This is a genomic window from Aeromonas sp. FDAARGOS 1408, from assembly GCF_019048665.1.
Taxonomy (GTDB): domain Bacteria; phylum Pseudomonadota; class Gammaproteobacteria; order Enterobacterales; family Aeromonadaceae; genus Aeromonas; species Aeromonas dhakensis.
In genome coordinates this window covers 953,111-976,939 of the sequence record NZ_CP077394.1, presented here as the reverse complement: position 1 = coordinate 976,939, position 23,829 = coordinate 953,111, and the positions used below count along the sequence as shown (strand labels likewise).

Below are 23,829 nucleotides of genomic sequence, written 5' to 3'. Positions count from 1 at the left end.
CCAGGTAACCCAGATGCGACACTCATTGCCCTCGTTCAAACAGCTGTTGCGCGCCCTGCCCCTGCTGGCAGGCAGCCTCCTCTTCACCCAGGCCTACGCCGCCGACAACCCGCAGTGGCAGCAAACTCTCGAGGAGGCCAAGGGGCAGACCGTCTACTTCAACGCCTGGGGCGGCAGCCCGGAGATCAACGCCTATCTGGTGTGGGCCGGCCAGGAGCTGGCGCGCGAATACCAGGTCAAGCTGGTGCAGGTGAAGATGGATGACATAGCCCAGAGCGTCAGCCAGTTGCTGGCCAACAAGCAGGCGGGCAAGCAAGCTGGCGGCCCCATCGACCTGCTCTGGGTCAACGGCGAAAACTTCAAGGCGCTCAAGGAGCAGGGGCTGCTCGGCGCCCCCTTTACCCGTGAGCTGCCCAACATGGCGCTGGTCGACGGCACCCTGCCGGTGAGTGAGGACTTCACCGTGCCGGTGGAGGGGCTGGAGGCTCCCTGGGGCATCGGCCAGCTCAACCTGATGGTCAACAGCGAAGAGGTCAAACAGCTGCCCACCTCGGCGGCGGCCCTGCTTGCCTGGACCAAGGCCCACCCCGGCCGCTTCACCTATCCCAAACCGCCCCAGTTCCACGGTTCCAGCTTCCTCAAGCAGATCCTGCTGGAGCTGACACCGGCCCCCGCCCCCCTCTATAGGGAGGCGACCGAGAGCGATTTTGCCAGGATCACGGCCCCGCTCTGGGCCTGGCTGGATGAGCTGCACCCGACACTCTGGCGCAAAGGCAAGCTGTTCCCCACCAGCGCCGCCGAGACCCGCCAGCTGCTCGATGACGGCGAGCTGGCCATGGCCATCAGCTTCAACCCGCAAGAGGCGCAGAGCGCGGTACAAAATGGCACCCTGCCCCCCAGCGTGATGGCGGTGGCCATGGCGAAAGGGGCGCTCACCAACAGCCACTTCCTCGCCATCCCCTTCAACGCCAACGCCCGCGCCGGCGCCAAGGTGGTGGCCAACTTCCTGCTGAGCCCCGCCGCCCAGGCGCGCAAGGCCGAACCCGCCTTCTGGGGCGATCCCAGCGTGCTGCGGGCCGATGCCCTGCCCGCCACCCAGCAACCGGTGCCGGCTCTGCGCTTCAAGGCGGTGGCCGAACCTCACCCCAGCTGGCAGCTCAGGCTCGAAGCCGCCTGGGCCGAGCGCTACGGTCACTGATGAGCCGGTTCGGCCGCTCTTTGCTTGATTGGCGCCCCCTGTTCGCCGCCGGGTGCGCCCTGGTTTTTGGCCTCCCGCTGCTGGCGGGGGGCTGGCAACTGCTGGCCGAGGGGCTGAGCCATGCCCACCTGCAGCGGCTGCTGGCGCAGCCGGGCCTCTGGCACTCGGCGCTGCTGAGCCTGTGGATTGGCGCCGCCTCGACCCTGGTCAGCCTGCTGCTGACCGCCCTGCTATTGGCCCACAGCGACAGCCGGGCCGTCGGCTGGCTGCGCCGGCTGCTCTCACCCTTGCTGGCACTGCCCCACGTCGCCTTTGCCATCGGCTTTGCCTTTCTGCTCGCCCCCTCCGGCTGGCTGCTGCGCCTGCTCTCGCCGACCCTCACCGGGTTCGAGCTGCCCCCCGACTGGCAGACCCTGCGCGATCCCGCCGGGCTCGGGCTCATTCTCGCCCTGACCCTCAAGGAGACTCCCTTCCTGCTGCTGATGGCGCTCGGTGCGCAAGACCCCGCCAGTGTGGCGCGCCAGCAGTGGCTGGGGGCGAGCCTCGGCTTCAGCGCCCCCCAGATCTGGTGGCGCCTGCTGCTGCCGGCGCTGTGGCCCGCCCTGCGCCTGCCCCTCTATGCAGTCGCCGCCTACGGAGTGGCGGTGGTGGATCTGGCCCAGCTGCTCGGGCCCGATGCCCCCGCTCCGCTGGCTGTGCGCCTGTGGCTCTGGTATCAGGACCCGGATCTGGTCTGGCGCGGCGCCACCGCCAGCGGCGCCCTGCTGCTGCTCGCCATCACGGCGCTGCTGCTGGCCCTGTTGCGGCTACTGGAGCTGGCCCATCGAATCTTTGGCAAACCCGGCTGGCTCAATGGCAGACGATCAGCCCCAAGCTCTTTTGGCCGCACCCTTGCCACCGGCAGTGTGATGGCCCTGATCGTCCTCAATCTGGCGGTGCTGGGGGCGCTGCTGCTCTGGTCGCTGGCCCGGCGCTGGCCCTTTCCCGCCCTCTGGCCGAGCCAGTGGAGCGGCCGCTATTGGCTCGAACTGCTGCCGACCCTGTCGTCGCTGCTGACCACCAGCATACTGCTGGCGCTGGCAAGCGGGGCGATATCGCTGATGATGGCGGTGCTGAGCCTAGAGGTGCAGGCGGGCCGCCGCCCCTGGCCGCTCTGGCTTATCTGCCTGCCGCTGTTGCTGCCGCAGGCCAGCCTGCTGTTCGGCATTCGCCTCGGGGTGGACTGGTTCAGCCTCGGGTGGGGGGGCGATGGCATCGGCTGGGGCTGGGTGCTCTGGAGCCAGCTGCTGTTTGTCTTTCCCTATGTCTATTTGTGCCTGCAGGGCCCCTATCGCCAGTTCGACCCGCGGATCACCCAGAGCGCCCTGCTGCTTGGGGCAACCCCGTGGCGAGCCTGGTGGCAGGTGAAAGGGCCGCTGCTGGCGCGTCCGCTGTTGTTTGCCTTCGGCGTCGGAGCCGCTGTGAGTCTGGCCCAATACCTGCCGACCCTGCTGTTTGGCGCCGGCCGGGTGGTCACCATCACCACCGAGGCGGTGGCCATCGGCAGCGGCCTCAACCGGCGGCTGGCGGGGCTCTACGGCCTCTTGCAACTGCAGCTGCCGCTCCTTATCTATCTGCTGGCGCTCTGGCTGCCGGCCCGACTCAACCCGGCGCTCAAGGGGGGTAGCTCACGATGAACTCTCATGATGGAAACAGCCATATGCTGAGCACCACGCCCCTTCGCCTCTATCTGGAGGAAAACCTGCTACTCTCGCTGCCCGCCCTGCAGGTGGCGCCCGGCGAGGTGTTGACCCTGATGGGGCCCAGTGGCTGTGGCAAGAGCTCGCTGTTGGCGGCTCTGGCGGGGGTATTGCCCGCAAGCGGCCCCATCCGGCTGGAGGGGGACGTGACCCTCGGCGAGCGCCGACTCACCCAGCTGCCGCCCCAGGCGCGGCGCATCGGCATGCTGTTTCAGGATGATCTGCTGTTCGAGCACCTGACGGTGGCGGAAAACCTGATGTTCGGCATGCCAGCCAGCCTGAAGGGGCACGGGGCACGGCGGGAAAAGGCGGTGGCCGCGCTGGCGCAGGTGAATCTGACAAATCAAGCGGACAAGCTGCCGGGGGCGCTCTCCGGCGGCCAGAAGGCCCGCGTCAGCCTGCTGCGGGCGCTGCTGGCCGAGCCCGAGGCATTGTTGTTGGACGAGCCCTTCTCCCGCCTCGACAAGCCGCTGCGGGCCGCCTTTCGCGAACTGGTGTTCGCGCAGATCAAGGCGCTGGCCATCCCCGCCATGCAGGTGACCCACGACGAAGATGACGCGCCGGGCACCATACTCCAGCTCACCGAATCCCGTTTTTGACCGAGGAGTGCACCTTGTTTGACCGCCACCTGATCCCCGTTATCCGCAGCCCCCTCACCCGGCTCGCCAGACCGCTCTGCCGCGCCGGGATCAGCGCCAACCAGATAAGCCTCACCGGCTTTACCATCGGCATGCTGGCGTTGCCGTTGCTGGCTTTTGGCTGCTATCAATGGGCGCTGGCGGCCATCCTGCTCAACCGGCTGCTGGACGGACTCGACGGCGCCGTGGCGCGGGAGACCGGCATCACCGACTGCGGCGGCTTTCTCGACATCACGCTCGATTTCATCTTCTACGCCGCCGTGGTGCTGGGCTTTGCCCTCGCCGCCCCCGCCAATGCGCTGCCCGCCGCCACCCTGCTGTTTGCCTTCATGGGCACCGGCTCGAGCTTTCTGGCGTTTGCCATCATGGCGGGCAAGCGGGGCATCGACAATCCGGTCTACCACCACAAGTCTCTCTACTATCTGGGCGGCCTCACCGAGGGGAGCGAGACCATCGCTCTGTTCGTGCTGATGTGCCTGTGGCCCGCCGCCTTCGCCCCGCTCGCCTACGGCTTTGCCCTGCTCTGCGCCATCACCACCCTGACCCGGCTTTGGAGCGGTTACCACACCCTGCGTTGAGGCGGGACGGCGGGAGGGGGCCGCTACGGAACACTTGCGCATGGACGACAATGTTTTACCATGGCGACACTCTTTTTCAGGCTCATGAGAACCTTATGCGTCGCCTTGTCTCCGTGCTCACCCTCTCCCTGTTTCCCATGCTCTATGGCTGCAGCAGCACGCCGGCTGCCAAGCCCGTGGTCAAGCCCCAGCCCAACAGCGCCTTCATCAACCAGACGCCGCCGAGCAAACCCTTCTACGGGCAGGTTAGCCAGCCGGGAGTCAGCAAGGGGGACTTCGCCAATCGCGCCAACGTGGACAACTTCGTGCAGCGGATGGTGCAAAAGCACGGCTTCGACGGCGCCGAGCTGCACCGGGTGCTGGCCCAGGCCGAGCGCTACGACTGGATCATCCGCCTGATGGATGCCCAGGCCCCCACCACCACGCCGCCCACCGGTCCGACCGGCGCCTGGAATCGCTACCGTGCCAAGTTCATCACCCCGGACAACGTACAGAACGGCGTCAGCTTCTGGCGTGAGTACGAGAACGAGCTCAACCGTGCCCAGCAGGTCTATGGGGTGCCGCCGGAGATCATCGTCGGCATCATCGGCGTGGAGACCCGCTGGGGCCGGGTGATGGGCAAGACCCGCATCCTGGATGCGCTGGCGACCCTGGCGTTCGACTACCCGCGCCGGGCCGAGTTCTTCACCAGCGAGCTGGAATCCTTCCTGGTGATGACCCGCGACGAGGGGATGGATCCCACCGAACCCAAGGGCTCCTACGCCGGCGCCATGGGCTACGGCCAGTTCATGCCCTCCAGCTTCCAGCGCTACGCGGTGGACTTCAACGGCAACGGCCACACCAACCTGTGGGATCCGGTGGATGCCATCGGCAGCGTGGCCAACTACTTCAAGGCCCACGGCTGGGAGAAGGGACAGCCGGTGGCGGTGCGCGGTCAGGGCCAGCTACCCGGCTACGAGCACGGCTTCCAGACCCGCTACCCGGTCGCCTCCCTGCGCCGCGCCGGGCTGACCCCCACCAGCACCCTCGGCAACCACAGCGAGGCGAGCCTGCTGCGCCTGGATGTGGGCACCGGCTATCAGTACTGGTACGGCCTGCCCAACTTCTACACCATCACCCGCTACAACCACAGCACCCACTACGCCATGGCGGTCTGGCAGCTGGGGCTGGCGGTCAAGGATGCCCGCGGCGGCTACTGATCCGGCCGGATAAAAAAGGCGGCCCTCGGGGCCGCCTCGCCAATCATCCACACTGCGCCTTCGGGCGCAGTGTGCGTTTACAGCGCCCCCGCCTTCGCCAGACGATCCAGCTCGGCAAGCAGGGCGGCCGGCTCCACCCGACGGGTGTAATCGGCGTTGATGAAGTGGTAGAGCACGGTGCGGTCCTGGCCGATGATGTAGCTGGCCGGCACCGGCAGAGTAAAGCTCTCGTCGCCGTTGCTCGCCGGGATGTCGATGCCAAAGCCGGCATCGATGGGCCTGAGCGCCTCCGGCAGCTCGAACACCAGTCCCAGCGCTGCCGAGACCCGGTTGCCCTCATCGCTCAGCACTGTGATCGCCAGCCCGTTGGCGGTGAGGGTATCCTGCGCCGAACTGGGGGTTTCCGGCGTCATGCCGATGAGGTTCACGCCGCGCTCGCGCAGCGCCGGCAACACGGCGTTGAGCGCCTGCATCTCCATGTTGCAGTAGGGACACCAGCCACCGCGATAGACGTTGAGCAGCACAGGCCCCTCAGCCAGATAGTGGGAGAGCGGGCGCACCACCCCGTGCTGATCCGGCAGGGCGAAGTCGGGCATCCGCTCTCCGCGTCCCAGCGCAGCCTGCTCCAGCCCGCTTGCCTGCAGGCTGCGGGTCGCCTCCTCCATCAGGGCCAGCACCGGGGCCGGTACCTGGCGCTGCTTCTGCTCATCGTACGCTTTGATTTTTTGCTCGAGTGTGTGCATCATGACCATCCTTTTTGTAGTGGTCGCTACAATATCAGGCGGACCAAGCTCCATGGTCAAGTTGTTTTTTAGCGATCACTCCAAAATAACGTTTCACAAGGCAGGAATCGAGATGGCAAGACCCGCATCATTTGACAGAGAACAGGTACTGGAAATCGCCCTCAACGCCTTCTGGGATACCGGCTTCAGCAACACCGGCATTGCCGCGCTGGTCGAACGGATGGGACTCAAGCCCAGCAGCCTGTACGGCGCCTTCAGCTCAAAGGAGGGGTTGTTCATGGAGGTGCTGCAGCGTTATTCGGCGCAGAGCCTGGCGCAGATCGAGCAGATCCTGGGTTCAGCTGCCTCCCCCCTGGCGGGCGTGCAGGCCCTGCTCGATGCAGTGGCCCGGGATGCCATCGCCAGCGAGGCGCACCGTGGCTGCCTGCTGGTCAACACCTTGCTGGAGATCGGCCGCCACCACCCGCTCATTCAGGAGACCGTCAGCAGCCACCTCGCCGAGGTCGAGCTGCGGGTCAGTGCAGCCCTGCGCCAGGCGCAGGCGGCAGGGGAGCTGGCCGCCGGGCGCGACGTCGACGCCACCGCCGCCTTGCTGATGACCATGGTGTGGGGATTGCGCGTGCTGGGCCGCACCCATCCGCCCGCCGCCAAGGTGAACGCCGTGCTGGCCCAGATGCAGGCCATCTTGTCTGCGGACGCGTGACGACCGCTCACCAGGCTCTGGGGGTCACTCGTTTTCCAGCAGCCAGCGCTTGAGCAGGGCGGCCAGCTGCTCCTGCTCGGCCAGGCTCAATGGCGCCAGCAGGCGCCGCTCATTGGCCACGTGTCGCTCCACCGCCCGGTCAACCAATTCTCGACCCGCCTCGGTCAGACAGACCAGCAAGCTGCGCCGATCGCTCGGGGCGGCTTGGCGTTCGATCAAGCCCCGCTCTGCCAGTTTGTCGAGGCGGGCGGTCATGGCCCCCGAGCTCAACATGGCGGATTGATAGAGCACGGTCGGGGTGAGCGGTTCGCCGGCCCGGCGCAAGGTCGCCAGAATGTCGAAGTCGCTGCCGAGCAGGCCGCACTCCTTGAGCTCCTCGCTCACTTCCCGTCCGGCGATCGCCGCCATTCGCGCCACCCGTCCCAGCACGCCCATGGGAGAGCAGTCGAGATCCGGTCGCTGCCGGGCCCACTGGGCCAGCAGCAGGTCTACATGATCTGATTCCATCTTCGGCCACTTATCTTTTTATCGAGATACTTGATGGTAAACCAATTAGAGGCTAATTTATCTTTACTTAAAGATACTTCATAAAGAGACAAATACATGCCCATGCTGATCGCCCTGCTGGCCCCCCTGCTCTGGGGCAGCACCTATGCCGTCGTCAGCCTCTACCTGACCGACTACTCCCCCTACTGGGTGGCGGTATGGCGGGCGTTGCCAGCCGGCCTGCTCCTGTTGCTGGTGCACCCGCGCCTGCCCCCCCTGTCCTGGGGCAAGCAGAGCCTGCTGGCGTTTTGCAACATCGCCGCCTTCTTCGCCCTGCTGTTCGTGGCCGCCTTCCGACTGCCCGGGGCCGTGGCGGGCACCTTGGGTGCCACTCTGCCGCTGATCCTGATGTTGCTGGCCTGGTTGCAGGATGGCGTCAGGCCATCCCTGAAATGGCTGTTGCTGGGCCTGATGGGACTGGGCGGGGTCTTGCTGCTGCTCAACCCTTCCGCCAATCTGGATCCTGTCGGCGTGACCTGCGCCCTGCTGGCCACCCTGCTCATCGGCCAGTCCAGCCGCTGGATGCGCCACTGGCCGGTCAGCGATCTGCTGGCACTGACCGCCTGGCAACTGCTGCTGGGCGGCCTGATGCTGATCCCGCTCGCCTGGTGGCTGGCCGGCCCCATGCCGCTGCCACAGCCGGCAAGCGCCCCTGGTCTGCTCTGGCTGATCCTGCTCAATACGGCGCTGGCCTACTGGGCCTGGCTGTGGGGGCTCAAGCGCCACGGCCCGGAGGTGATGGGCATGCTGGCCCTCACCAACCCCATGGTGGCGGTCTCCTGCGGCGTGCTGATGGTGGGCGAGACGCTGGATGCTCGCCAATGGCTCGGCATCGGGGTGATCCTGCTATCCCTGTTCCTGATGAAGCTGCCTGCCCGCCCCTTCTTCAAGCGCTGGCAGGCCCGCCGGGCGTGCACCGACCAGTGCGGCAAGCCGTGAGCACGACCCATCCAGCTCAAGCGCAATAAAAAAGAGGAGCCATCAAGGCTCCTCTTTCACATTCCGCAGGGGGATGAGTCGAACTCAGACCCCGGCCTTGGCCAGTGCGGCGGAGACGATCTGCTGGGCTTCCTGCTGGATGAGGTCCAGGTGCGCCTCGCCCTTGAAGCTCTCCATGTAGATCTTGTAGATGGACTCGGTACCGGAGGGGCGCGCCGCGAACCAGCCGTTCTCGGTCACCACCTTGAGGCCGCCGATGGCGGCATCGTTGCCCGGCGCCTTGGTCAGCTTGGCGACGATGGGCTCGCCGGCCAGGGTGGAGGCTTCCACCAACGCCGGATCCAGCTTGGAGAGCACCGCCTTCTGGGCGCTGTTGGCCGGGGCGTCGATACGGCGATAGCTGGAGCGACCGAACTTGGCTTCCAGCGCATCGTAGTGAGCCTGCGGATCCTTGCCGGTCACCGCCAGAATTTCCGCTGCCAGCAGCGCCAGGATGAAGCCATCCTTGTCAGTGGTCCAGACGGTGCCGTCTTTGCGCAGGAAAGAGGCGCCCGCGCTCTCCTCGCCACCAAAACCGAACTCGCCGCTGTAGAGGCCATCCACGAACCACTTGAAGCCGACCGGCACCTCTTTGAGGGTGCGGCCAATCTCGCCGGCCACCCGGTCGATCATGGACGAGGAGACCAGCGTCTTGCCGACGGCCGCATCGGCAGACCAGCCGGTGCGATGGGTAAACAGATACTGGATCGCCACCGCCAGATAGTGGTTCGGGTTCATCAGGCCGGACTTGGTAACGATGCCGTGGCGGTCGTAGTCGGGGTCGTTGCCAAGGGCGATGTCGAACTTGTCCTTGAGGGCGATCAGGCTGGCCATGGCGAACGGGCTGGAGCAGTCCATCCGGATCTTGCCGTCTTTATCCAGGGTCATGAAGGAGAAGGTCGGGTCGACCTTGTAGTTCACCACCTCAATGTTCAGACCATAGGTTTTGGCGATGACGTCCCAGTAGGCGACGCCGGAGCCGCCCAGCGGATCGACACCGATCTTGATGCCAGCCTGCTTGATGGCCTCCATGTCCAGCACGTTCTTCAGATCATCCACATAGGGGGTGACATAGTCGTGCTCCACCACGAACGGGCTCTTGAGGGCCTCGGCGAACGGCATCCGTTTCACCCCGGCCAGACCCGCTTCCAGAATGGCGTTGGCGCGATCCTCCACCCACTTGGTGATCTCCCCTTCCGCGGGGCCGCCGTGGGGCGGGTTGTATTTGAAGCCACCGTCTTCCGGCGGGTTGTGGGACGGGGTGATCACCACGCCGTCGGCACGGGCGGCGGGCTTGCCAGCATTGTGGCGCAGGATGGCGTGAGAGATGACCGGGGTCGGGGTAAAGCCGAGGCCGGCCTGAATGCGGGTTTCGACGCCGTTGGCGGCCAACACTTCGACTGCGCTGGCAAAGGCAGATTCAGAGAGAGCGTGGGTATCCATGCCGACAAACAGCGGGCCCGTGATGCCGGCCTGCTGGCGATACTCCACCAGCGCCTGGGTCACCGCCAGGATGTGGGATTCGGTGAAGGCATTGTGCAGAGCGCTGCCGCGGTGGCCGGAGGTGCCGAAGGCAACCCGCTGCTCGGGGCGGCTCATGTCCGGCTTGTTGAGGTAGTAGGCGCTGACCAGACGGGGAATGTTGGTCAGGTCGCTCAAACGGGCCGGCTGACCGGCGTGGGAATGCTGTGCCATGGCGTTGTCCTTGCTTGATGGCGGCCTTGCCCGGCAAGGCCTGAGTCTGATGAACCGTTAGATTGCGCCGCACACCCGGGCGATCACCTCGTCGCCATATCCCATGCTGGCCATCAGCTGGGCCACCATGTTCTGTTTGCGACTGGTGTTGGTGTTGGTGATCACCCAGAACGGGGTTTGTGGCACCTGCTTGGGCTTGGTGGTGCTGCCGCTGGCGCGCAGGGCATCGGGATCCCGCGAGAAATAGACGCGCTTGCGCCCCTTGATTTCGGTGGCCTGGGTAAACCCGACCGGATCATCCCGGTAGAGGGTACTGAGCACCTGCATGAAGCGGTTGATGGACTTCTCTTCTTTTTGCAGCTCGCCGGAATCGAGCAGCGTTTCCAGCCCCATGGCGTCGGCCACGGTGGGCGACGGAGCCGCCGTCACCTCTGCTGCGACCGGCGAGGCCTGGCGGGCGGGCTGTTCCAGCAGGCGGCGCAGGATATCGGAGGCACTCTCACCGATGTGCCGGGTCTGGCTGGCGATATAGAAGTAGAGATCGTCATCAAGCTCGATGGTTTTCATAGGGATGCGCTGGACTCGTCGAAATTCGGATGCGGCGATTATACATAGGCAAACCCGGCAGCCCAAGCAAGGGGCGGACAGATGTGCATGAATCTCATCGAGAATACGGCATAATAGCGGCCCAAGTGTGTGATCCGTCGCACTGATAGCCGATCTGGCTGGCTTTTTTTAGGAAAAAAAACCACATTTTTTTGCTCCGTGATGAGTGAAATCCTTTTCTTTCCAGTGCGTTAAATCATGGCGAGCAACGTACTCACGACCGACAAGGTGTCATTTTGCAACAAAACCCATTATTGAACTTCAAGGAGCAGGGCCAGGGCCAACCCGTCGTGCTGATCCACGGGCTGTTCGGCAGCCTGGACAACCTGGGCCTGCTGGCACGCCCGCTGAGCGAACAATACCGGGTCATCAGCGTCGATCTGCGCAACCACGGCGCCTCCTTTCACTCCGACGAGATGAGCTACCCGACCCAGGCCGCCGACCTGCTCGCCCTGTTCGATCAGCTGGGGCTTGAACAGGTGGCGCTCGTGGGCCACTCCATGGGGGGCAAGGTGGCCATGCAGGTTGCCAAGCAGGCGCCGACCCGCGTCGCCAGGCTGGTAGTGGCCGACATAGCGCCGGTCGCCTACCCTCACGCCCGCCACCAGAACGTGTTTGCCGGCCTCAATGCCACGCTCGAACAGGCTCCGCAAAGCCGCGGCGAGGCGGAAGCCATCCTGGCCGAGCATGTCGAGATCGCCGGCGTGCGCCAGTTCCTGCTCAAGTCCTTCGCCAAGGGGGAGTCGGGTTGGGGCTGGCGTTTCAACGTGCCGGCCCTTGAGCGCAACTACGCCAACATCATGGGCTGGCCCGATCCACAGAGCCGTTTCGAGGGGCCTGCGCTCTTCATCAAGGGGGGCGATTCCGACTACATGCTGCCCGCGCATACCGAGACGGTTATGGCCCAATTTCCCGCTGCCAAGGCCCGGGTCATCGCCGGCACCGGTCACTGGCTGCACGCGGAAAAGCCGGTTTTGTTCAACAAACTGGTTGTGGATTTCCTGTCGACAGGCGGTTAACAGTTTCAAATCCTTTGTGATATAGTGCGCCCGTCATAAGGAGTGTGCGCAATCCATGCTAAGTGAACATATCGACCTGATCGAGAGTCTGGGCCTGAAGTTATTCTTTGTGGCCATTTTCGTATTGATTGGCCTGGCCATTCAGGACGTGCTCAAACGCGGCAATGTGCCCCGTTTCGGCCGATTCATCGTCTGGTTGGTACTCTTCCTGGGTTGTGCAGGTTTTGTCGCCAAGGGGCTGATCGAACTGGGCTGGGAAGGCTCAGGCATCGGCTAACTTATTTCCATCTGTGATGTATGGCCAAACAGCAAACTGATCGAACAACACTGGATCTGTTCGCAAACGAGAAGCGCCCCGGCAGGCCAAAGACCAACCCACTCCCCCGCGAGACCCAGCTCAAGATCAACAAGCGCAACCAGCTCAAGCGCGATCGAGAGAACGGCCTGAAGCGGGTAGAGTTAAAGGTGGAGGCCGAATTGCTGGAGCGCCTGAATCAACTTGCGTTACAACAGAACGTCAGCCGAGCCGAGCTGATCCAATCTATCCTGAAGCAACAGATTGAGTCTGCACATGCAGCAGGCATCGCAATCTGACCGTTAAGCATTAACACCAGATACGGGTAACTAAACACTATGGCTAGTGTAGGTCTGTTTTTCGGCAGCGATACCGGTAATACCGAAGCTGTCGCCAAGATGATCCAGAAAGAACTGGGCAAACAACTGATTGAAGTCCGTGACATTGCCAAGAGCAGCAAGGCCGACATCGACAGCTTCGATCTGCTGATGTTCGGTATCCCGACTTGGTACTATGGCGAAGCCCAGGCCGACTGGGACGACTTCTTCCCCGAGCTGGAAGAGATCGACTTCACCAACAAGCTGGTCGCCATCTTCGGATGCGGCGATCAGGAAGATTATGCCGAGTACTTCCTCGACGCCATGGGCACCCTGCGTGACATCGTCGAAGCCAAAGGCGCCATCGTCATCGGCCACTGGCCGACCGCCGGTTACGAGTTCGAAGCCTCCAAGGCGCTGGTGGACGACAAGCACTTCGTGGGTCTGGGCATCGACGAAGATCGCCAACCCGAGATGACTGCCGAGCGCGTCAAGGGCTGGTGCAAACAGCTGCATGAAGAGATGTGCCTGGCCGAGCTGGAGTGATCCACGCTTGCCAGCACCTCTGACAACAAGGGCCCCGCGGGGCCCTTGTTGTTTTCTGGTCATGCGCTCTCGCCGCCCCTGTGCTCGGGCTTGGCCCGCACATAGAGGGTGCGCTTGACCTGGGCCACCAGCTCGCCCTGGCCATCCTGTACCGTCACCTCGAACTCGGGAAAGTGCTTGTCTCCCCCTTCGGTCGCCGCGACTATGGCGGCCAGCTTGCCGTCGGTCAGGTTGAATTCGGCCACCAGCTTGCCCTTGCCCGGCTTGATGTAGTTGATGCTGCCCGCCTTGTCCCAGACGTAATAGCGGTTCTTGAAATAACCCATCAGCATCAGCGGATAGATGGGATCGGTCATCGCAAACATGCTGCCGCCAAACTGGGTGCGGTTGGCGTTCTTGTTCCACCAGCGGGACTTGAGGGTGACCCGGCAGAAGCGAAAATCATCGCTCAATGTCTCTATCTTGATGCCCGCGCCCCAGAAGGGGGGCCAGGCGTTGAGGGCGCAGCGCACCCAGGCCGCGTTGTCAAAAAGCCAATCCATGGATCTCATCCGACCAGAGTGAAGAAGGTTACATTTTATCAACATTCGGCGGGTGAGCAAGCCGCCGTCACAATCCGCACAATTCGTGGATAGGCGGTCGATCGCGCTAAAGCCCTTGAATTACTGGGTTTATTTTTAGGTGAGCTACGACCTATAATGACAGGCCAAGCGAGTTCGTGGTTGCCATTACAGCGGCAGTCAATCAGAATAACCACACCTTCGAGAATGCGAATAAATAGAAATGGCAGACAACAACCAAGCGTTAAAAAAGGCCGGGCTCAAGATCACCTTGCCCCGCGTCAAGATCCTGGAAATCCTGCAACAGCCGGACTGCCAGCACACCAGTGCGGAAGATCTGTACAAACGACTGATCGACCAGGGTGAAGAGATTGGTCTCGCTACCGTCTACCGCGTTCTCAACCAGTTTGATGATGCCGGTATCGTCACCCGTCACCACTTCGAAGGGGGCAAGTCGGTGTTCGAGCTGGCCACCCAGGAACACCACGACCACCTGGTCTGCCTCGACTGCGGCAAGGTGATCGAGTTCTCCGACGAGGTGATCGAGCAGCGCCAGACCGAGATCGCCAAGAAGCACAACATCCGTCTGACCAATCACAGCCTCTATCTCTATGGCCACTGCGCCGCCGGCGACTGCAAGCACGACGATTGATTGGCAGAACCCGCGCAATAAAAAAGCCAGCATGATGCTGGCTTTTTTGTGCCCATATTCCGGACAAGAAAGGGCAGGGTCTCCCCTGCCCTCCTTCATCAGGCCTCGGCCTTGCCCCACACGTCGCGCAGGGCCACGGTGCGGTTGAACACCAGGTGTTCCGGGCTGGAGAGCTTGTTGTCGGCGCAGAAATACCCTTCACGCTCGAACTGGTAAGCCTGCTCCGGCTTGGCATCCTTGAGGGAAGCTTCCACGCGGGCACCCTCGATGATCACCAGGGATTCCGGGTTCAGGGCCGCTTCGAAGTCCTCTTCGGCACCCGGGTTCGGCACCTTGAACAGGCGGTCGTAGAGGCGCACTTCGGCCGGCAGGGAGTGAGTGGCGCTGACCCAGTGGATCACCCCTTTCACCTTGCGGCCATCGGCCGGGTCCTTGCCCAGGGTCTCGGGATCGTAAGAGCAATAGATGCAGGTGACCTTGCCGTCCGCATCCTTCTCGACCCGCTCGGCCTTGATGACATAGGCATTGCGCAGGCGCACTTCCTTGCCCAGCACCAGTCGCTTGAACTGCTTGTTGGCTTCTTCTTTGAAGTCCGCTTCATCGATGAGGATCTCGCGGGTGAAGGGAAGCGTGCGGGTACCCATCTCGGCATTGCTCGGGTGCGCCGGTGCAGTCAGCACCTCATCGGCGGCCAGGTTCTCGATGACCACCTTCACCGGATGCAGCACGGCCATGGCACGCGGGGCATTCTCGTTGAGATCTTCGCGGATGCAGGCTTCCAGCATGCTCATCTCGACGATGTTGTCCTGCTTGGTGACGCCGATGCGCTTGCAGAACTCGCGGATGGAGGCCGGGGTGTAGCCGCGGCGGCGCAGGCCGGAGACGGTCAGCATACGCGGATCGTCCCAACCGTCCACGTGCTTCTCGGTCACCAGCAGGTTCAGCTTGCGCTTGGACATGACGGTGTACTCGAGGTTCAGACGAGAGAACTCGTACTGGCGCGGGTGGCAATCGATGGTGATGTTGTCCAGCACCCAGTCGTACAGGCGACGGTTGTCCTGGAACTCCAGCGTACAGATGGAGTGGGTAATCCCTTCCAGGGCGTCCGAGATGCAGTGAGTGAAGTCATACATGGGGTAGATGCACCACTTGTCACCGGTCTGGTGGTGGTGGGCAAACTTGATGCGATAGATGACGGGGTCACGCATCACCATGAAAGGGGAAGCCATGTCGATCTTGGCGCGCAGGCAGGCGGTGCCTTCGGCAAACTCGCCGTTCTTCATCTTCTCGAACAGGGCCAGGTTTTCTTCCACGCTGCGATCGCGGAACGGGCTGTTCTTGCCCGGCGCGGTCAGAGTACCGCGGTATTCACGCATCTGCTCGGCAGAGAGCTCGTCCACGTAGGCCAGCCCCTTCTCGATGAGCTCGATGGCATAGCCGTGCAGCTTGTCGAAATAGTCGGAGGAGTAGCAGATCTCGCCGTTCCACTGGAAGCCGAGCCACTGCACGTCCTGCTTGATGGACTCAACGTACTCGATATCTTCCTTCACCGGGTTGGTGTCGTCGAAGCGCAGGTTGCACTGGCCCTGGTAGTCGCGGGCGATGCCGAAGTTCAGGCAGATGGACTTGGCGTGACCGATATGGAGATAACCGTTCGGCTCGGGCGGAAAACGGGTATGCACACTGGAGTGCTTACCGCTGGCCAGATCTTCATCAATGATCTGACGAATAAAGTTAGTTGGGCTGTTCGCCTGACTCATGGCTCACCTCAAAAATGCGTCACTGGCGGAAGTTGTGCCGGCTGGCACCCTCAACCCCCCGCCGTCAAGCCGGATATGATCCCTCATTACGCGCCCTGTCTCAACCTGAATTTGCCCGTTTCGGGGTACTGGCGCCGCAAAACGCCCCGCACTGGTGGCCGGTTTGACTGACTGGCGAAAAAAAGACCCCGCACGAGGCGGGGTTCAAGGTGATGAAAAACAAAAACAGACAATACACACACAACAAAGGCTCACACGCACAGTCAACCTTTCCCAAGCCCGATGGCCATCGCCCTTGGGAAAGGCGGGTCTTGCGACCCACCTTGCGTTATGGACTGAGGGCTATCAGTTCAGCTCGGTGACGCGGCTGGTGCGCTTGCCGTCGAAGCTGGTGGTACGCAGGTAGACCTTGCCGTTGACGCTCGGCTTGGCGGCAGCGTCGTAGGCGCTCCAGCTCTTGCCATCCAGGCTGTACTGGATGGGCAGACCCGGCAGATCAACGTTCGCTTCCAGCACGCCGTTCACCACCTTGGCGCCCGGTACGGAGAGGCGGTATTCCACCCCGGCCTGATCCAGTTTCGGCAGCACGCGCTGACCCAGCACGTTGGCAAACTGGTTCCACTCCTTGTTCAGGGTGGCCTTGTTGACGAACTTGGTGGTGCCGGAGAACTCGCGGTTCTTCACGTAGTCCAGCTCGAAGCCACCCTTGTGCCAGGCGCGCTCGGCCATGGAGAAGATGCGCGGGTAGACCATGTACTCGTATTGCGCGTCGGTACGCACGGTTTCACTCCACTGCTGACCGGAGATCCCCTTGAACTTGACCGGATCCTGGTCACCCTTGGCCACGAAGGCGTTGCCGTCGCGGTCAACCGAGGTCTCGGCGTTCTGCGGCAGGTTTTCCGGGGCGAAGGCGAACACCTTGCGGGTGTCGTTGAAGCGGGTGGCCCAGTAGTAGCCGCGCTCGGCCGGGTGTACCTCGTTCGGGAAGTCGAAGTAGAGGTAATCCGGGTTGGAGAGCACCACGTCATAGCCCTTGTGCGCCCACTTCATCGCTTCGTTGAAGCCACCCCAGTAGAGGGTTTCCCAGAAGTTGACCCGGGTCTTGTCGGTGGCGAACACGCTGGCGTCAGTGGCGTACTTGAGACCATCTTCCCACGCCTGCAGGGTGGAGAAGCCGTGGCCCTTGACCATCTCGCTCACTTCCTTGGCGAAGTAGACCGGCAGCTCGGCCACGTCCTTGATCTTGCCCTCATCCACCATCTTCTGGCACATGGGGGACTTGCCGAACGGCTTGTCCTGCTTGCTGGAGTCGACGTTGCCCTTCCAGGCCACCAGATCTTCTTTCTTGGTGACGGCCGGGTCCTGGTAACCACCGCCCTGCATGATGTTCTTCGCCTCGTCACCACCGTAGTGCCAGGCGGTCAGCGGTTGACCGGCGGCCTGGTGCATCTGGGCCACTTCGTCCATCACCTTGGCCACAAAGGTGGCGGCGCCCGGCTGGCAGGGGTTGATGAAAGACATCTTGTCGTAGAACTGCACCGAGGTGACGTTGGAGGTATCGGCCGGGTCGGTCAGACGGAACTGGTTGGCCTCGGCCTCTTTACCTTCAGCCATTAGACGCTTGTAACGCGCCTCCATGGAGACCACGGCGGCACGGGCGTGGGCCGGCATGTTGATCTCGGGGATCACGGTCACGCCGCGGGCCTTGGCATAGCGCACCAGGTCGATGTAGTCGGCCTTGCTGTAGAAACCGGAACCCTGGTTGTCGCTGGTCGGGCCGGAGCCCAGCTGCGGCATCAGGCACTTGGTTTCGGACTCGTCATGGCAACGCTGGCTGCCGACGTCGGTCAGCTCCGGCAGGCCCGGGATCTCCAGACGCCAGCCTTCATCGTTGGTCAGCCCCAGGTGCAGCACGTTGAGCTTCATGGCGGACATCTGATCCACCAGCTTCTTCAGGGTCTCGGGGCTTCTGAAGTGACGGGCCACGTCGGTCTGCATGCCGCGGTATTCAAAGCGCGGGGCATCCTCGACGGTCATCTGGCTGACCAGCTTGTCGTTGACTCCCAAGAGGGAGATCAGGGACTGGGCACCCCAGAAGGCGCCTTCGATGTCGTGCCCCTGAATGACGGTACCCTTCTTGCCGATGGTCATGTCGTAGCCTTCAGCCTGCTTGAGCTTGCTGCCGAGCTTGATGGTCACTGGGTAGCCGGTGTCGGAGAGGGTAACACCCAGCTTGGTCAGTTGAGCCTTCAGGGCTTCGGCGCGATCGCTCGGCAGGTCGAGGGCATTGAGCTTGATGGTGGAGAAGTCGACCTGCGGGCCGGCCTTGACCACCTGCTTCATCGGGGTCGGCAGGATCTGGTTGTCGACCTTGCCAGCCGGCAGCAAGGTGCTGGTCTGGTTGGCGGCGAAACGGGTTTCGCTGTTCATCAGGATGTTGTTGTCATCCTTGGTCCGCTTCCAGCCATCGGCCGGCATCGGCTTCTCGTAGGTGGTGGCATCGTCGATGTTGCTCATGCTGGCCAGCACTTTCGGCTCGGCCCCTTCGCTGGCGACATACCAGTTCGGCATGATGTCAGATTCGAACAGTACCCAGTACTCCACCACCAGCGGCACTTCGACCGTGGCATCCTTGGCAAAGCCCTGGAACTTCTCGGTCGGCGTCAAACGATAGAGGTCGCCGGTCAGATGGGTGATAGTGAACTGGTCGTTGTCTACCCGCTGGATGCGACGGATGGAGGAGACATAGATGTTCCAGTCTTTGGAGGTGACGTCAGCACCGGTGTTGGTCAGGTGCAGCTTGGCAACGCCGCAGCTCGCCCACTCGGAGCCCAGCGCCTGACAGTCGAGGCCGGCGCCGGCACCGTCGTTGGTGACGACTTCGTACTTGACGACGAGGTTGCTGGCGAGGGCGTCGACCACGGCTTGCTTGGCGGCATCGGCTGCAAGTGCCGGACCGGCGAAAACGGTAGACATGGCAATGGCTAACAGAGAATGTTTCAAGTTCATAACTGCTGCTCTCATTTGAAGTAAAGGTTGGATTTTCTTGGCTTTTTTTATATGGGGCCCCGAGGCGGGGCCCTTAGTTATGTCAACAATGGACTTAGACTTGAGGCGAGCTTGGCGCCCGATTAACGCAGGGCCTTCATCTCACCGGCGATGATTTCGGCCAATGGGCCCAGAATCACCTGCAGGTTCTGCTCACCGAGCTTGACCACACCGGCCGCGCCCAGGGCTTTGAGCTTGCGCTCGTCAACGATGCTGCGATCTTTCAGGGTCAGACGCAGACGGGTGATGCAGGCATCGATGGTCACCAGGTTCTCCTGGCCGCCCAGCACTTCCAGGTATTGCTTGGCCAGCTCGGTGCGGTCGGTGGTTTGAGCCTGTGCCGGTACCGCTTCGTCATCTTCACGACCCGGGGTTTTCAGGTTGAACTTGGCGATCACTGCGCGGAAGACCACGTAGTAGAGACCGAAGAACACCAGACCCTGCGGGATCAGCATGTACCAGTGGGTCGCCAGCGGGTTACGTGACTGGATAAACATGTCGACAAAACCAGCACTGAAGCCGAAGCCAGAAATCCAGTGCATGGAGGCGGCGATGAACACGGAGATACCGGTCAGGAACGCGTGGATGACGTACAGTACCGGCGCCACGAACATGAAGGAGAACTCGAGCGGCTCGGTCACCCCGGTGAAGAAGGAGGCAAAGGCGGCGGCGATCATGATGGACGCAACCTTGTCCTTGTTCTCTTTCTTGGCGGAGTGGTAGATGGCCAGTGCGGCGCCCGGCAGACCGAACATCATGATGGGGAAGAAGCCGGCCTGATACATGCCGGTCACACCCACGACCGCCTTGCCGGCGTCAATGGAGGATTGACCGCCCAGGAAGTTCGGGATGTCGTTGATGCCGGCCACGTCGAACCAGAACACGGAGTTCAGGGCGTGGTGCAGACCAATCGGGATCAGCAGACGGTTGAAGAAGGCGTAGATACCGGCGCCGGTGGAGCCCAGGTTGACGATGGATTCACCAAAGCTCACCAGACCACCGTAAATGACCGGCCAGACGGCCATCAGGACGAAGGAGACCACGATCATCACCACGGAGGTCACGATCGGCACCAGACGACGACCGGAGAAGAAGGCCAGCGCCTTGTGCAGTTCCACACCACTGAAGCGGTTGTAGAGCTCGGCCGCGATCACACCGGTCAAGATACCGATGAACTGGTTCTCAATCTTGCCAAACGCAGCAGGCACCTGGTCCAGCGGGATCTGCTGGATTTGGGATACCGCGCCCGGGCTCAGCAAGGTGGTCACCACCAGGAAACCGACCAGACCGGCCAGCGCGGCGGAACCGTCTTTGTCTTTGGACATGCCATAGGCAACACCCACGGCAAACAGGATGGCCATCTTGTCGATGATGGCCGCACCCGCCTTGATCAGGAAGGCGGCCAGCGCGCTGTCACCACCCCAACCATTCGGGTCAATCCAGTAGCCAACCCCCATCAGGATCGCGGCGGCAGGCAATACCGCTACCGGCACCATCAGGGCCCGGCCGATCTTTTGCAAATAACCGAGAATGTTCACGGTTCCTCTCCTTAGTTAATGTTTTTCTAGAAATTAAGTGCTTATCACGTTTGACGCATAAGCCATCAAGGCTTGATTGGCAGTCTAGGGCTTTTATTTCGCTGCGCAAATTAATAAACCTGTAATCGTGATCATTATCACCCAAACGAGATAAAGGTGGCGGATAGATGTGGCTTAGTTCGCAATCTTTATTTACGCTATAAAACAACTTAAATCCGTCCCGCTCTTCTTGCCGCCGACATCCCGGCCGCAACCCGTACAGAGGTATCTACAATGCGCCTGATCCCGTTGAAATCTGCCAGCCAAGTGGGGCTGTGGTCCGCCCGTTACATCGTTGACCGTATCAATGCGTTCAAACCCACTGCCGATCGCCCCTTCGTACTGGGCCTGCCCACTGGCGGCACTCCGCTCAACACCTACAAGCGCCTGATTGAGCTGCATAAAGCCGGTGAGGTGAGCTTCCAGAACGTGGTCACCTTCAACATGGACGAGTACGTCGGCCTGCCGGAAGACCACCCCGAGAGCTACCACAGCTTCATGCACAACAACTTCTTCAGCCACATCGACATTCGCCCCGAGAACATCAACATCCTCAACGGCAACGCGCCGGATCTGGTGGCCGAGTGCAAGCGTTACGAAGAGAAAATCAAGTCCTACGGCAAGATCCACCTGTTCATGGGTGGCGTCGGCAACGACGGCCACATCGCATTCAACGAGCCGGCCTCTTCCCTGGCCTCCCGCACCCGGGTCAAGACCCTGACCGAAGACACCCGCATCGCCAACTCCCGCTTCTTTGGCGGCGACATGGAGCAGGTGCCCAAGCTGGCGCTGACCGTGGGCGTCGGCACCTTGATGGATGCCGAGGAGATCATGATCCTGGTGACCGGTCACGGCAAGGCGCAGGCCCTGCAGGCCGCGGTGGAAGGCAGCGTCAACCACATGTGGACCATCTCCACCCTGCAACTGCATCCGAAGGGAATGATGGTGTGTGACGAGCCCTCCACCATGGAGCTCAAGGTCAAGACGGTACGCTACTTCCAGCAGCTCGAAGCCGCCAACATCGGCCGTCTGTAAGGAGTCACCATGTACGCATTGACCAACTGCACCCTCTACACCGGCAGCTGCGTGCTGACCGGTTACGGGGTGGTGATCGAGGGCGACCAGATTGTCGCCATCTCCCATCAGGCCGAACTGCCAGCCGGCATCGAACAGATTGACCTCAAGGGTGCCAACCTCAGCCCCGGCTTCATCGACGTGCAGCTCAACGGCTGCGGCGGCGTCATGTTCAACGGCCACATCACCACCCAGACCCTGGCGACCATGCAGGCCGCCAATCTGAAATCCGGTACCACCAGCTTCCTGCCGACCCTGATCACCAGTCCGGATGCGGACATGAAGCAGGCCGTCGCCGTCACCCGCGACTACATGGCGGCGCACCCCAACGAAGTCCTTGGCGTGCACCTGGAAGGGCCCTACACCAACCTCAAGCGCAAGGGGATCCACCCGGCCGAGCAGATCCGCCAGCCCGCCGACGAGATGATCGACTTCTTCTGCACCAACGCGGATGCCATCGCCAAGATCACTCTGGCGCCGGAGCGCAACAAGCCGGAGCACATCCGTCGTCTGGTGGAGGCCGGCATTCTGGTCTCCGCCGGCCACACCGCCGCCAATTACGATCAGGCCATGGCCGGGTTCGACAGCGGCATTCGCTTCGCGACCCACCTCTACAACGCCATGACCCCGACCCTGAACGGCCGCGAGCCGGGCGTGGTGGGTGCCATCTATGATCGCAAGGATGTCTACGCCGGCGTCATCGTCGACGGCCATCACGTGCACTGGGCCAACGTGCGTCTCGCGCACAAGATGCTGGGGGAACGGCTGGTGCTGGTCACCGACGCGACCGCGCCGGCAGGGGCACCGGAAGGCTTTGAGAAGTTTGATTTTTGTGGCGCAACCGTCTATTTCCGCGATGGTCAGTGCGTCGACGAGAATGGTACACTCGGCGGCTCTGCCCTCACCATGATTGAGGGGGTGGAGAATCTGGTCAAACAGGTCGGATTACCGCTCGATGAAGCACTGAGAATGGCCACCCTTTACCCTGCACGCGCCATTGGATGGGACTCACGTCTCGGTAGTATCCAGGTCGGAAAAATAGCCAACCTGACTGTCTTTGATCAGGCCTTCACGGTCTGCGGGACCGTGGTTAACGGACACTACACAACACAGTGACACTATGACTGGCGGACAAATAGCAAACGTAGATCTTATCAAGCAGGTCAACAGTGCAGCCGTGTATCGGCTCATCGACCTGCAGGGGCCCATCTCGCGGGTCAAAATTGCCGAGTTGAGTCAGCTGGCCCCGGCCAGCGTGACCAAGATCACCCGGCAACTGATCGAGCATGGCCTGATCAAGGAGACCTCGCCGCAAGCCTCCACCGGTGGACGGCGCGCCATCTCCCTGACCACCATCAAGCATCGCTTCCAGTTTGTGTCCGCCAAGCTGGGTCGCGGCTACCTGCAGCTGAGTCTCTATGATCTCGACGGCAAGGAGCTCGACCAGCATGTCACCCAGGTGACCGAGATCGAGCAACAACCGGTGGTAGACATGCTGCTGCGGGAGATCGGTGCCTTCATCGACTCCCAGCAGGATCGCAGCCGAAACCTCATCAGCATAGCGCTGACCATGCCGGGCCTGGTCAATCCGGAATCGGGCATGGTCATCTACACCCCCAAGTACCAGATCCGCAATCTGGCGCTGGCCAAGCTGTTGGAAAACCACTTCAACCTGCCCTGCTACGTGGGTAACGACACCCGCTCGCTGGCACTGGCCGAACACTTCTTCGGCGAGTCCCGCGACTGCATGGACTCCATTCTGGTGAGCGTCCACCAGGGGGCAGGCTCGGGCATCATCACCAAGGGCAAGGTGTTCCTCGGTCAGAACCGCAACGTCGGCGAGATCGGTCACATCCAGGTCGAACCGCTCGGCAAGCGCTGTCACTGCGGCAACTTCGGCTGCCTGGAGACCATCGCCTCCAACGAGGCCATCGTCGACAAGGTGAAGGAGCTTATCAGCCGCGGCCACCTGAGCTCGCTGCAGGAGAAGCACATCACCATCCAGGAGGTGTGCAAGGCGGCCATGGCCGGTGACGAGCTGGCCCGCAGCGTGATCGAGAACGTGGGTGAACATCTGGGGCGGGCGGTGGCCATCACGGTCAACCTGTTCAACCCGCAGAAGGTGTTGATCGCCGGCGAAATCACCGCCGCCGAAGAGATCCTGTTCCCGGCCATCCGCCGCTGCGTGGAGCACCAGTCCCTGCCAAGCTTCCATCGCGGCCTGCCCATCGTGAAGGCACGCTTCCAGAATCAACCCACCGTCGGTGGTTTCGCGCTGGTGAAGCGGGCCCTGCTGGAGGGAGACCTGCTGCAGATCATCATGGAGCAGAAGTAGGGCCGAGGCCTTGCGAAACAACA

23 protein-coding genes are annotated in these 23,829 nt (G+C 62.3%); 15 read left to right on the top strand and 8 right to left on the bottom strand.

Features of this window, described 5'->3' with window-relative positions:
* Positions 1–13 precede the first annotated feature (13 nt).
* The 5 genes from I6L38_RS04720 (at position 14) to mltB (ending at position 5,352) form a co-directional block, all read left to right on the top strand.
* Complete coding sequence (locus I6L38_RS04720) at positions 14–1,198, top strand: ABC transporter substrate-binding protein (protein ID WP_043118838.1); 1,185 nt, start codon at positions 14–16, stop codon at positions 1,196–1,198.
* Positions 1,198–2,874, top strand: coding sequence for an ABC transporter permease (locus I6L38_RS04715; RefSeq protein ID WP_216989213.1), 1,677 nt, complete (start codon positions 1,198–1,200; stop codon positions 2,872–2,874). Before I6L38_RS04720 ends, I6L38_RS04715 begins: the two co-directional genes overlap by 1 nt.
* A gap of 23 nt (positions 2,875–2,897) precedes the next feature.
* Positions 2,898–3,536, top strand: coding sequence for an ATP-binding cassette domain-containing protein (locus tag I6L38_RS04710; RefSeq protein ID WP_216989212.1), 639 nt, complete (start codon positions 2,898–2,900; stop codon positions 3,534–3,536).
* Positions 3,537–3,550: 14 nt separating this feature from the next.
* Positions 3,551–4,153: a CDP-alcohol phosphatidyltransferase family protein gene (locus I6L38_RS04705; protein ID WP_043162237.1), complete on the top strand. Its 603-nt coding sequence runs from the start codon at positions 3,551–3,553 to the stop codon at positions 4,151–4,153.
* A 95-nt stretch (positions 4,154–4,248) separates the two neighbouring features.
* Complete coding sequence (gene mltB, locus I6L38_RS04700) at positions 4,249–5,352, top strand: lytic murein transglycosylase B (RefSeq protein WP_011705439.1); 1,104 nt, start codon at positions 4,249–4,251, stop codon at positions 5,350–5,352.
* Between the two features lie 77 nt (positions 5,353–5,429).
* Here the strand turns inward: mltB and I6L38_RS04695 are convergent, their stop codons facing one another.
* Positions 5,430–6,095, bottom strand: a complete 666-nt coding sequence (locus I6L38_RS04695; RefSeq protein ID WP_216989570.1) for a peroxiredoxin-like family protein — start codon at positions 6,093–6,095, stop codon at positions 5,430–5,432.
* A gap of 112 nt (positions 6,096–6,207) precedes the next feature.
* On the opposite strand from I6L38_RS04695, the gene I6L38_RS04690 reads away from it, so the two are divergent.
* Positions 6,208–6,798, top strand: coding sequence for a TetR/AcrR family transcriptional regulator (locus tag I6L38_RS04690; RefSeq protein ID WP_024942838.1), 591 nt, complete (start codon positions 6,208–6,210; stop codon positions 6,796–6,798).
* Between the two features lie 24 nt (positions 6,799–6,822).
* Here the strand turns inward: I6L38_RS04690 and I6L38_RS04685 are convergent, their stop codons facing one another.
* On the bottom strand, positions 6,823–7,305 hold the full coding sequence (locus I6L38_RS04685; RefSeq protein ID WP_024942839.1) for a MarR family winged helix-turn-helix transcriptional regulator: 483 nt from the start codon (positions 7,303–7,305) through the stop codon (positions 6,823–6,825).
* A gap of 96 nt (positions 7,306–7,401) precedes the next feature.
* Between I6L38_RS04685 and I6L38_RS04680 the strand changes: the two genes are divergently transcribed.
* On the top strand, positions 7,402–8,283 hold the full coding sequence (locus I6L38_RS04680) for a DMT family transporter (RefSeq protein WP_024942840.1): 882 nt from the start codon (positions 7,402–7,404) through the stop codon (positions 8,281–8,283).
* 84 nt (positions 8,284–8,367) lie between these two features.
* On the opposite strand, the gene pgm is transcribed toward I6L38_RS04680, so the two are convergent.
* Together pgm and seqA are read right to left on the bottom strand one after the other, a co-directional pair.
* Positions 8,368–10,017, bottom strand: coding sequence for a phosphoglucomutase (alpha-D-glucose-1,6-bisphosphate-dependent) (gene pgm, locus I6L38_RS04675; RefSeq protein ID WP_024942841.1), 1,650 nt, complete (start codon positions 10,015–10,017; stop codon positions 8,368–8,370).
* Between the two features lie 57 nt (positions 10,018–10,074).
* Positions 10,075–10,584 carry a replication initiation negative regulator SeqA gene (gene seqA / locus I6L38_RS04670; protein ID WP_005299178.1) on the bottom strand — a complete coding sequence of 170 codons (510 nt, stop codon included), beginning with the start codon at positions 10,582–10,584 and terminating at the stop codon, positions 10,075–10,077.
* Positions 10,585–10,877: 293 nt separating this feature from the next.
* Between seqA and I6L38_RS04665 the strand changes: the two genes are divergently transcribed.
* From I6L38_RS04665 to fldA, 4 genes are read left to right on the top strand one after another with little or no spacing between them, the layout of a single operon-like run.
* The gene (locus tag I6L38_RS04665) at positions 10,878–11,642 is read left to right on the top strand and encodes an alpha/beta fold hydrolase (protein WP_201880959.1); all 765 of its coding nucleotides are present in this window, start codon (positions 10,878–10,880) and stop codon (positions 11,640–11,642) included.
* 55 nt (positions 11,643–11,697) lie between these two features.
* Positions 11,698–11,919, top strand: a complete 222-nt coding sequence (locus tag I6L38_RS04660) for a DUF2788 domain-containing protein (RefSeq protein ID WP_005299172.1) — start codon at positions 11,698–11,700, stop codon at positions 11,917–11,919.
* Positions 11,920–11,939: 20 nt separating this feature from the next.
* Positions 11,940–12,236 carry a LexA regulated protein gene (gene ybfE, locus I6L38_RS04655; RefSeq protein WP_005299169.1) on the top strand — a complete coding sequence of 99 codons (297 nt, stop codon included), beginning with the start codon at positions 11,940–11,942 and terminating at the stop codon, positions 12,234–12,236.
* A 39-nt stretch (positions 12,237–12,275) separates the two neighbouring features.
* On the top strand, positions 12,276–12,800 hold the full coding sequence (fldA, locus tag I6L38_RS04650) for a flavodoxin FldA (protein WP_005299167.1): 525 nt from the start codon (positions 12,276–12,278) through the stop codon (positions 12,798–12,800).
* A gap of 59 nt (positions 12,801–12,859) precedes the next feature.
* Here fldA and I6L38_RS04645 read toward each other — a convergent pair whose 3' ends face one another.
* Positions 12,860–13,342 (bottom strand): DUF4442 domain-containing protein, encoded by a 483-nt coding sequence (locus I6L38_RS04645; protein WP_024942843.1) that lies wholly within the window; start codon positions 13,340–13,342, stop codon positions 12,860–12,862.
* A 241-nt stretch (positions 13,343–13,583) separates the two neighbouring features.
* Between I6L38_RS04645 and fur the strand changes: the two genes are divergently transcribed.
* Complete coding sequence (gene fur, locus I6L38_RS04640) at positions 13,584–14,012, top strand: ferric iron uptake transcriptional regulator (protein WP_005299160.1); 429 nt, start codon at positions 13,584–13,586, stop codon at positions 14,010–14,012.
* A 98-nt stretch (positions 14,013–14,110) separates the two neighbouring features.
* On the opposite strand, the gene glnS is transcribed toward fur, so the two are convergent.
* The 3 genes from glnS to nagE form a co-directional block, all read right to left on the bottom strand.
* Entirely contained in the window at positions 14,111–15,772 is a 1,662-nt protein-coding gene (glnS, locus tag I6L38_RS04635; RefSeq protein WP_017781826.1) for a glutamine--tRNA ligase, read from the bottom strand.
* 345 nt (positions 15,773–16,117) lie between these two features.
* Positions 16,118–18,781 (bottom strand): beta-N-acetylhexosaminidase, encoded by a 2,664-nt coding sequence (locus I6L38_RS04630; RefSeq protein WP_024942844.1) that lies wholly within the window; start codon positions 18,779–18,781, stop codon positions 16,118–16,120.
* 122 nt (positions 18,782–18,903) lie between these two features.
* A complete protein-coding gene (gene nagE / locus I6L38_RS04625) occupies positions 18,904–20,358 on the bottom strand; it encodes an N-acetylglucosamine-specific PTS transporter subunit IIBC (protein ID WP_024942845.1) in 1,455 nt (484 codons plus the stop codon).
* Between the two features lie 273 nt (positions 20,359–20,631).
* Between nagE and nagB the strand changes: the two genes are divergently transcribed.
* Genes nagB through I6L38_RS04610 form a run of 3 tightly spaced genes read left to right on the top strand, consistent with a single transcriptional unit; the run spans position 20,632 to position 23,806 of the window.
* Positions 20,632–21,432: a glucosamine-6-phosphate deaminase gene (gene nagB, locus I6L38_RS04620; RefSeq protein WP_005299147.1), complete on the top strand. Its 801-nt coding sequence runs from the start codon at positions 20,632–20,634 to the stop codon at positions 21,430–21,432.
* Between the two features lie 9 nt (positions 21,433–21,441).
* Positions 21,442–22,587, top strand: a complete 1,146-nt coding sequence (gene nagA, locus I6L38_RS04615; protein WP_024942846.1) for an N-acetylglucosamine-6-phosphate deacetylase — start codon at positions 21,442–21,444, stop codon at positions 22,585–22,587.
* 4 nt (positions 22,588–22,591) lie between these two features.
* Entirely contained in the window at positions 22,592–23,806 is a 1,215-nt protein-coding gene (locus tag I6L38_RS04610) for an ROK family protein (RefSeq protein WP_010634486.1), read from the top strand.
* Positions 23,807–23,829 lie beyond the last annotated feature (23 nt).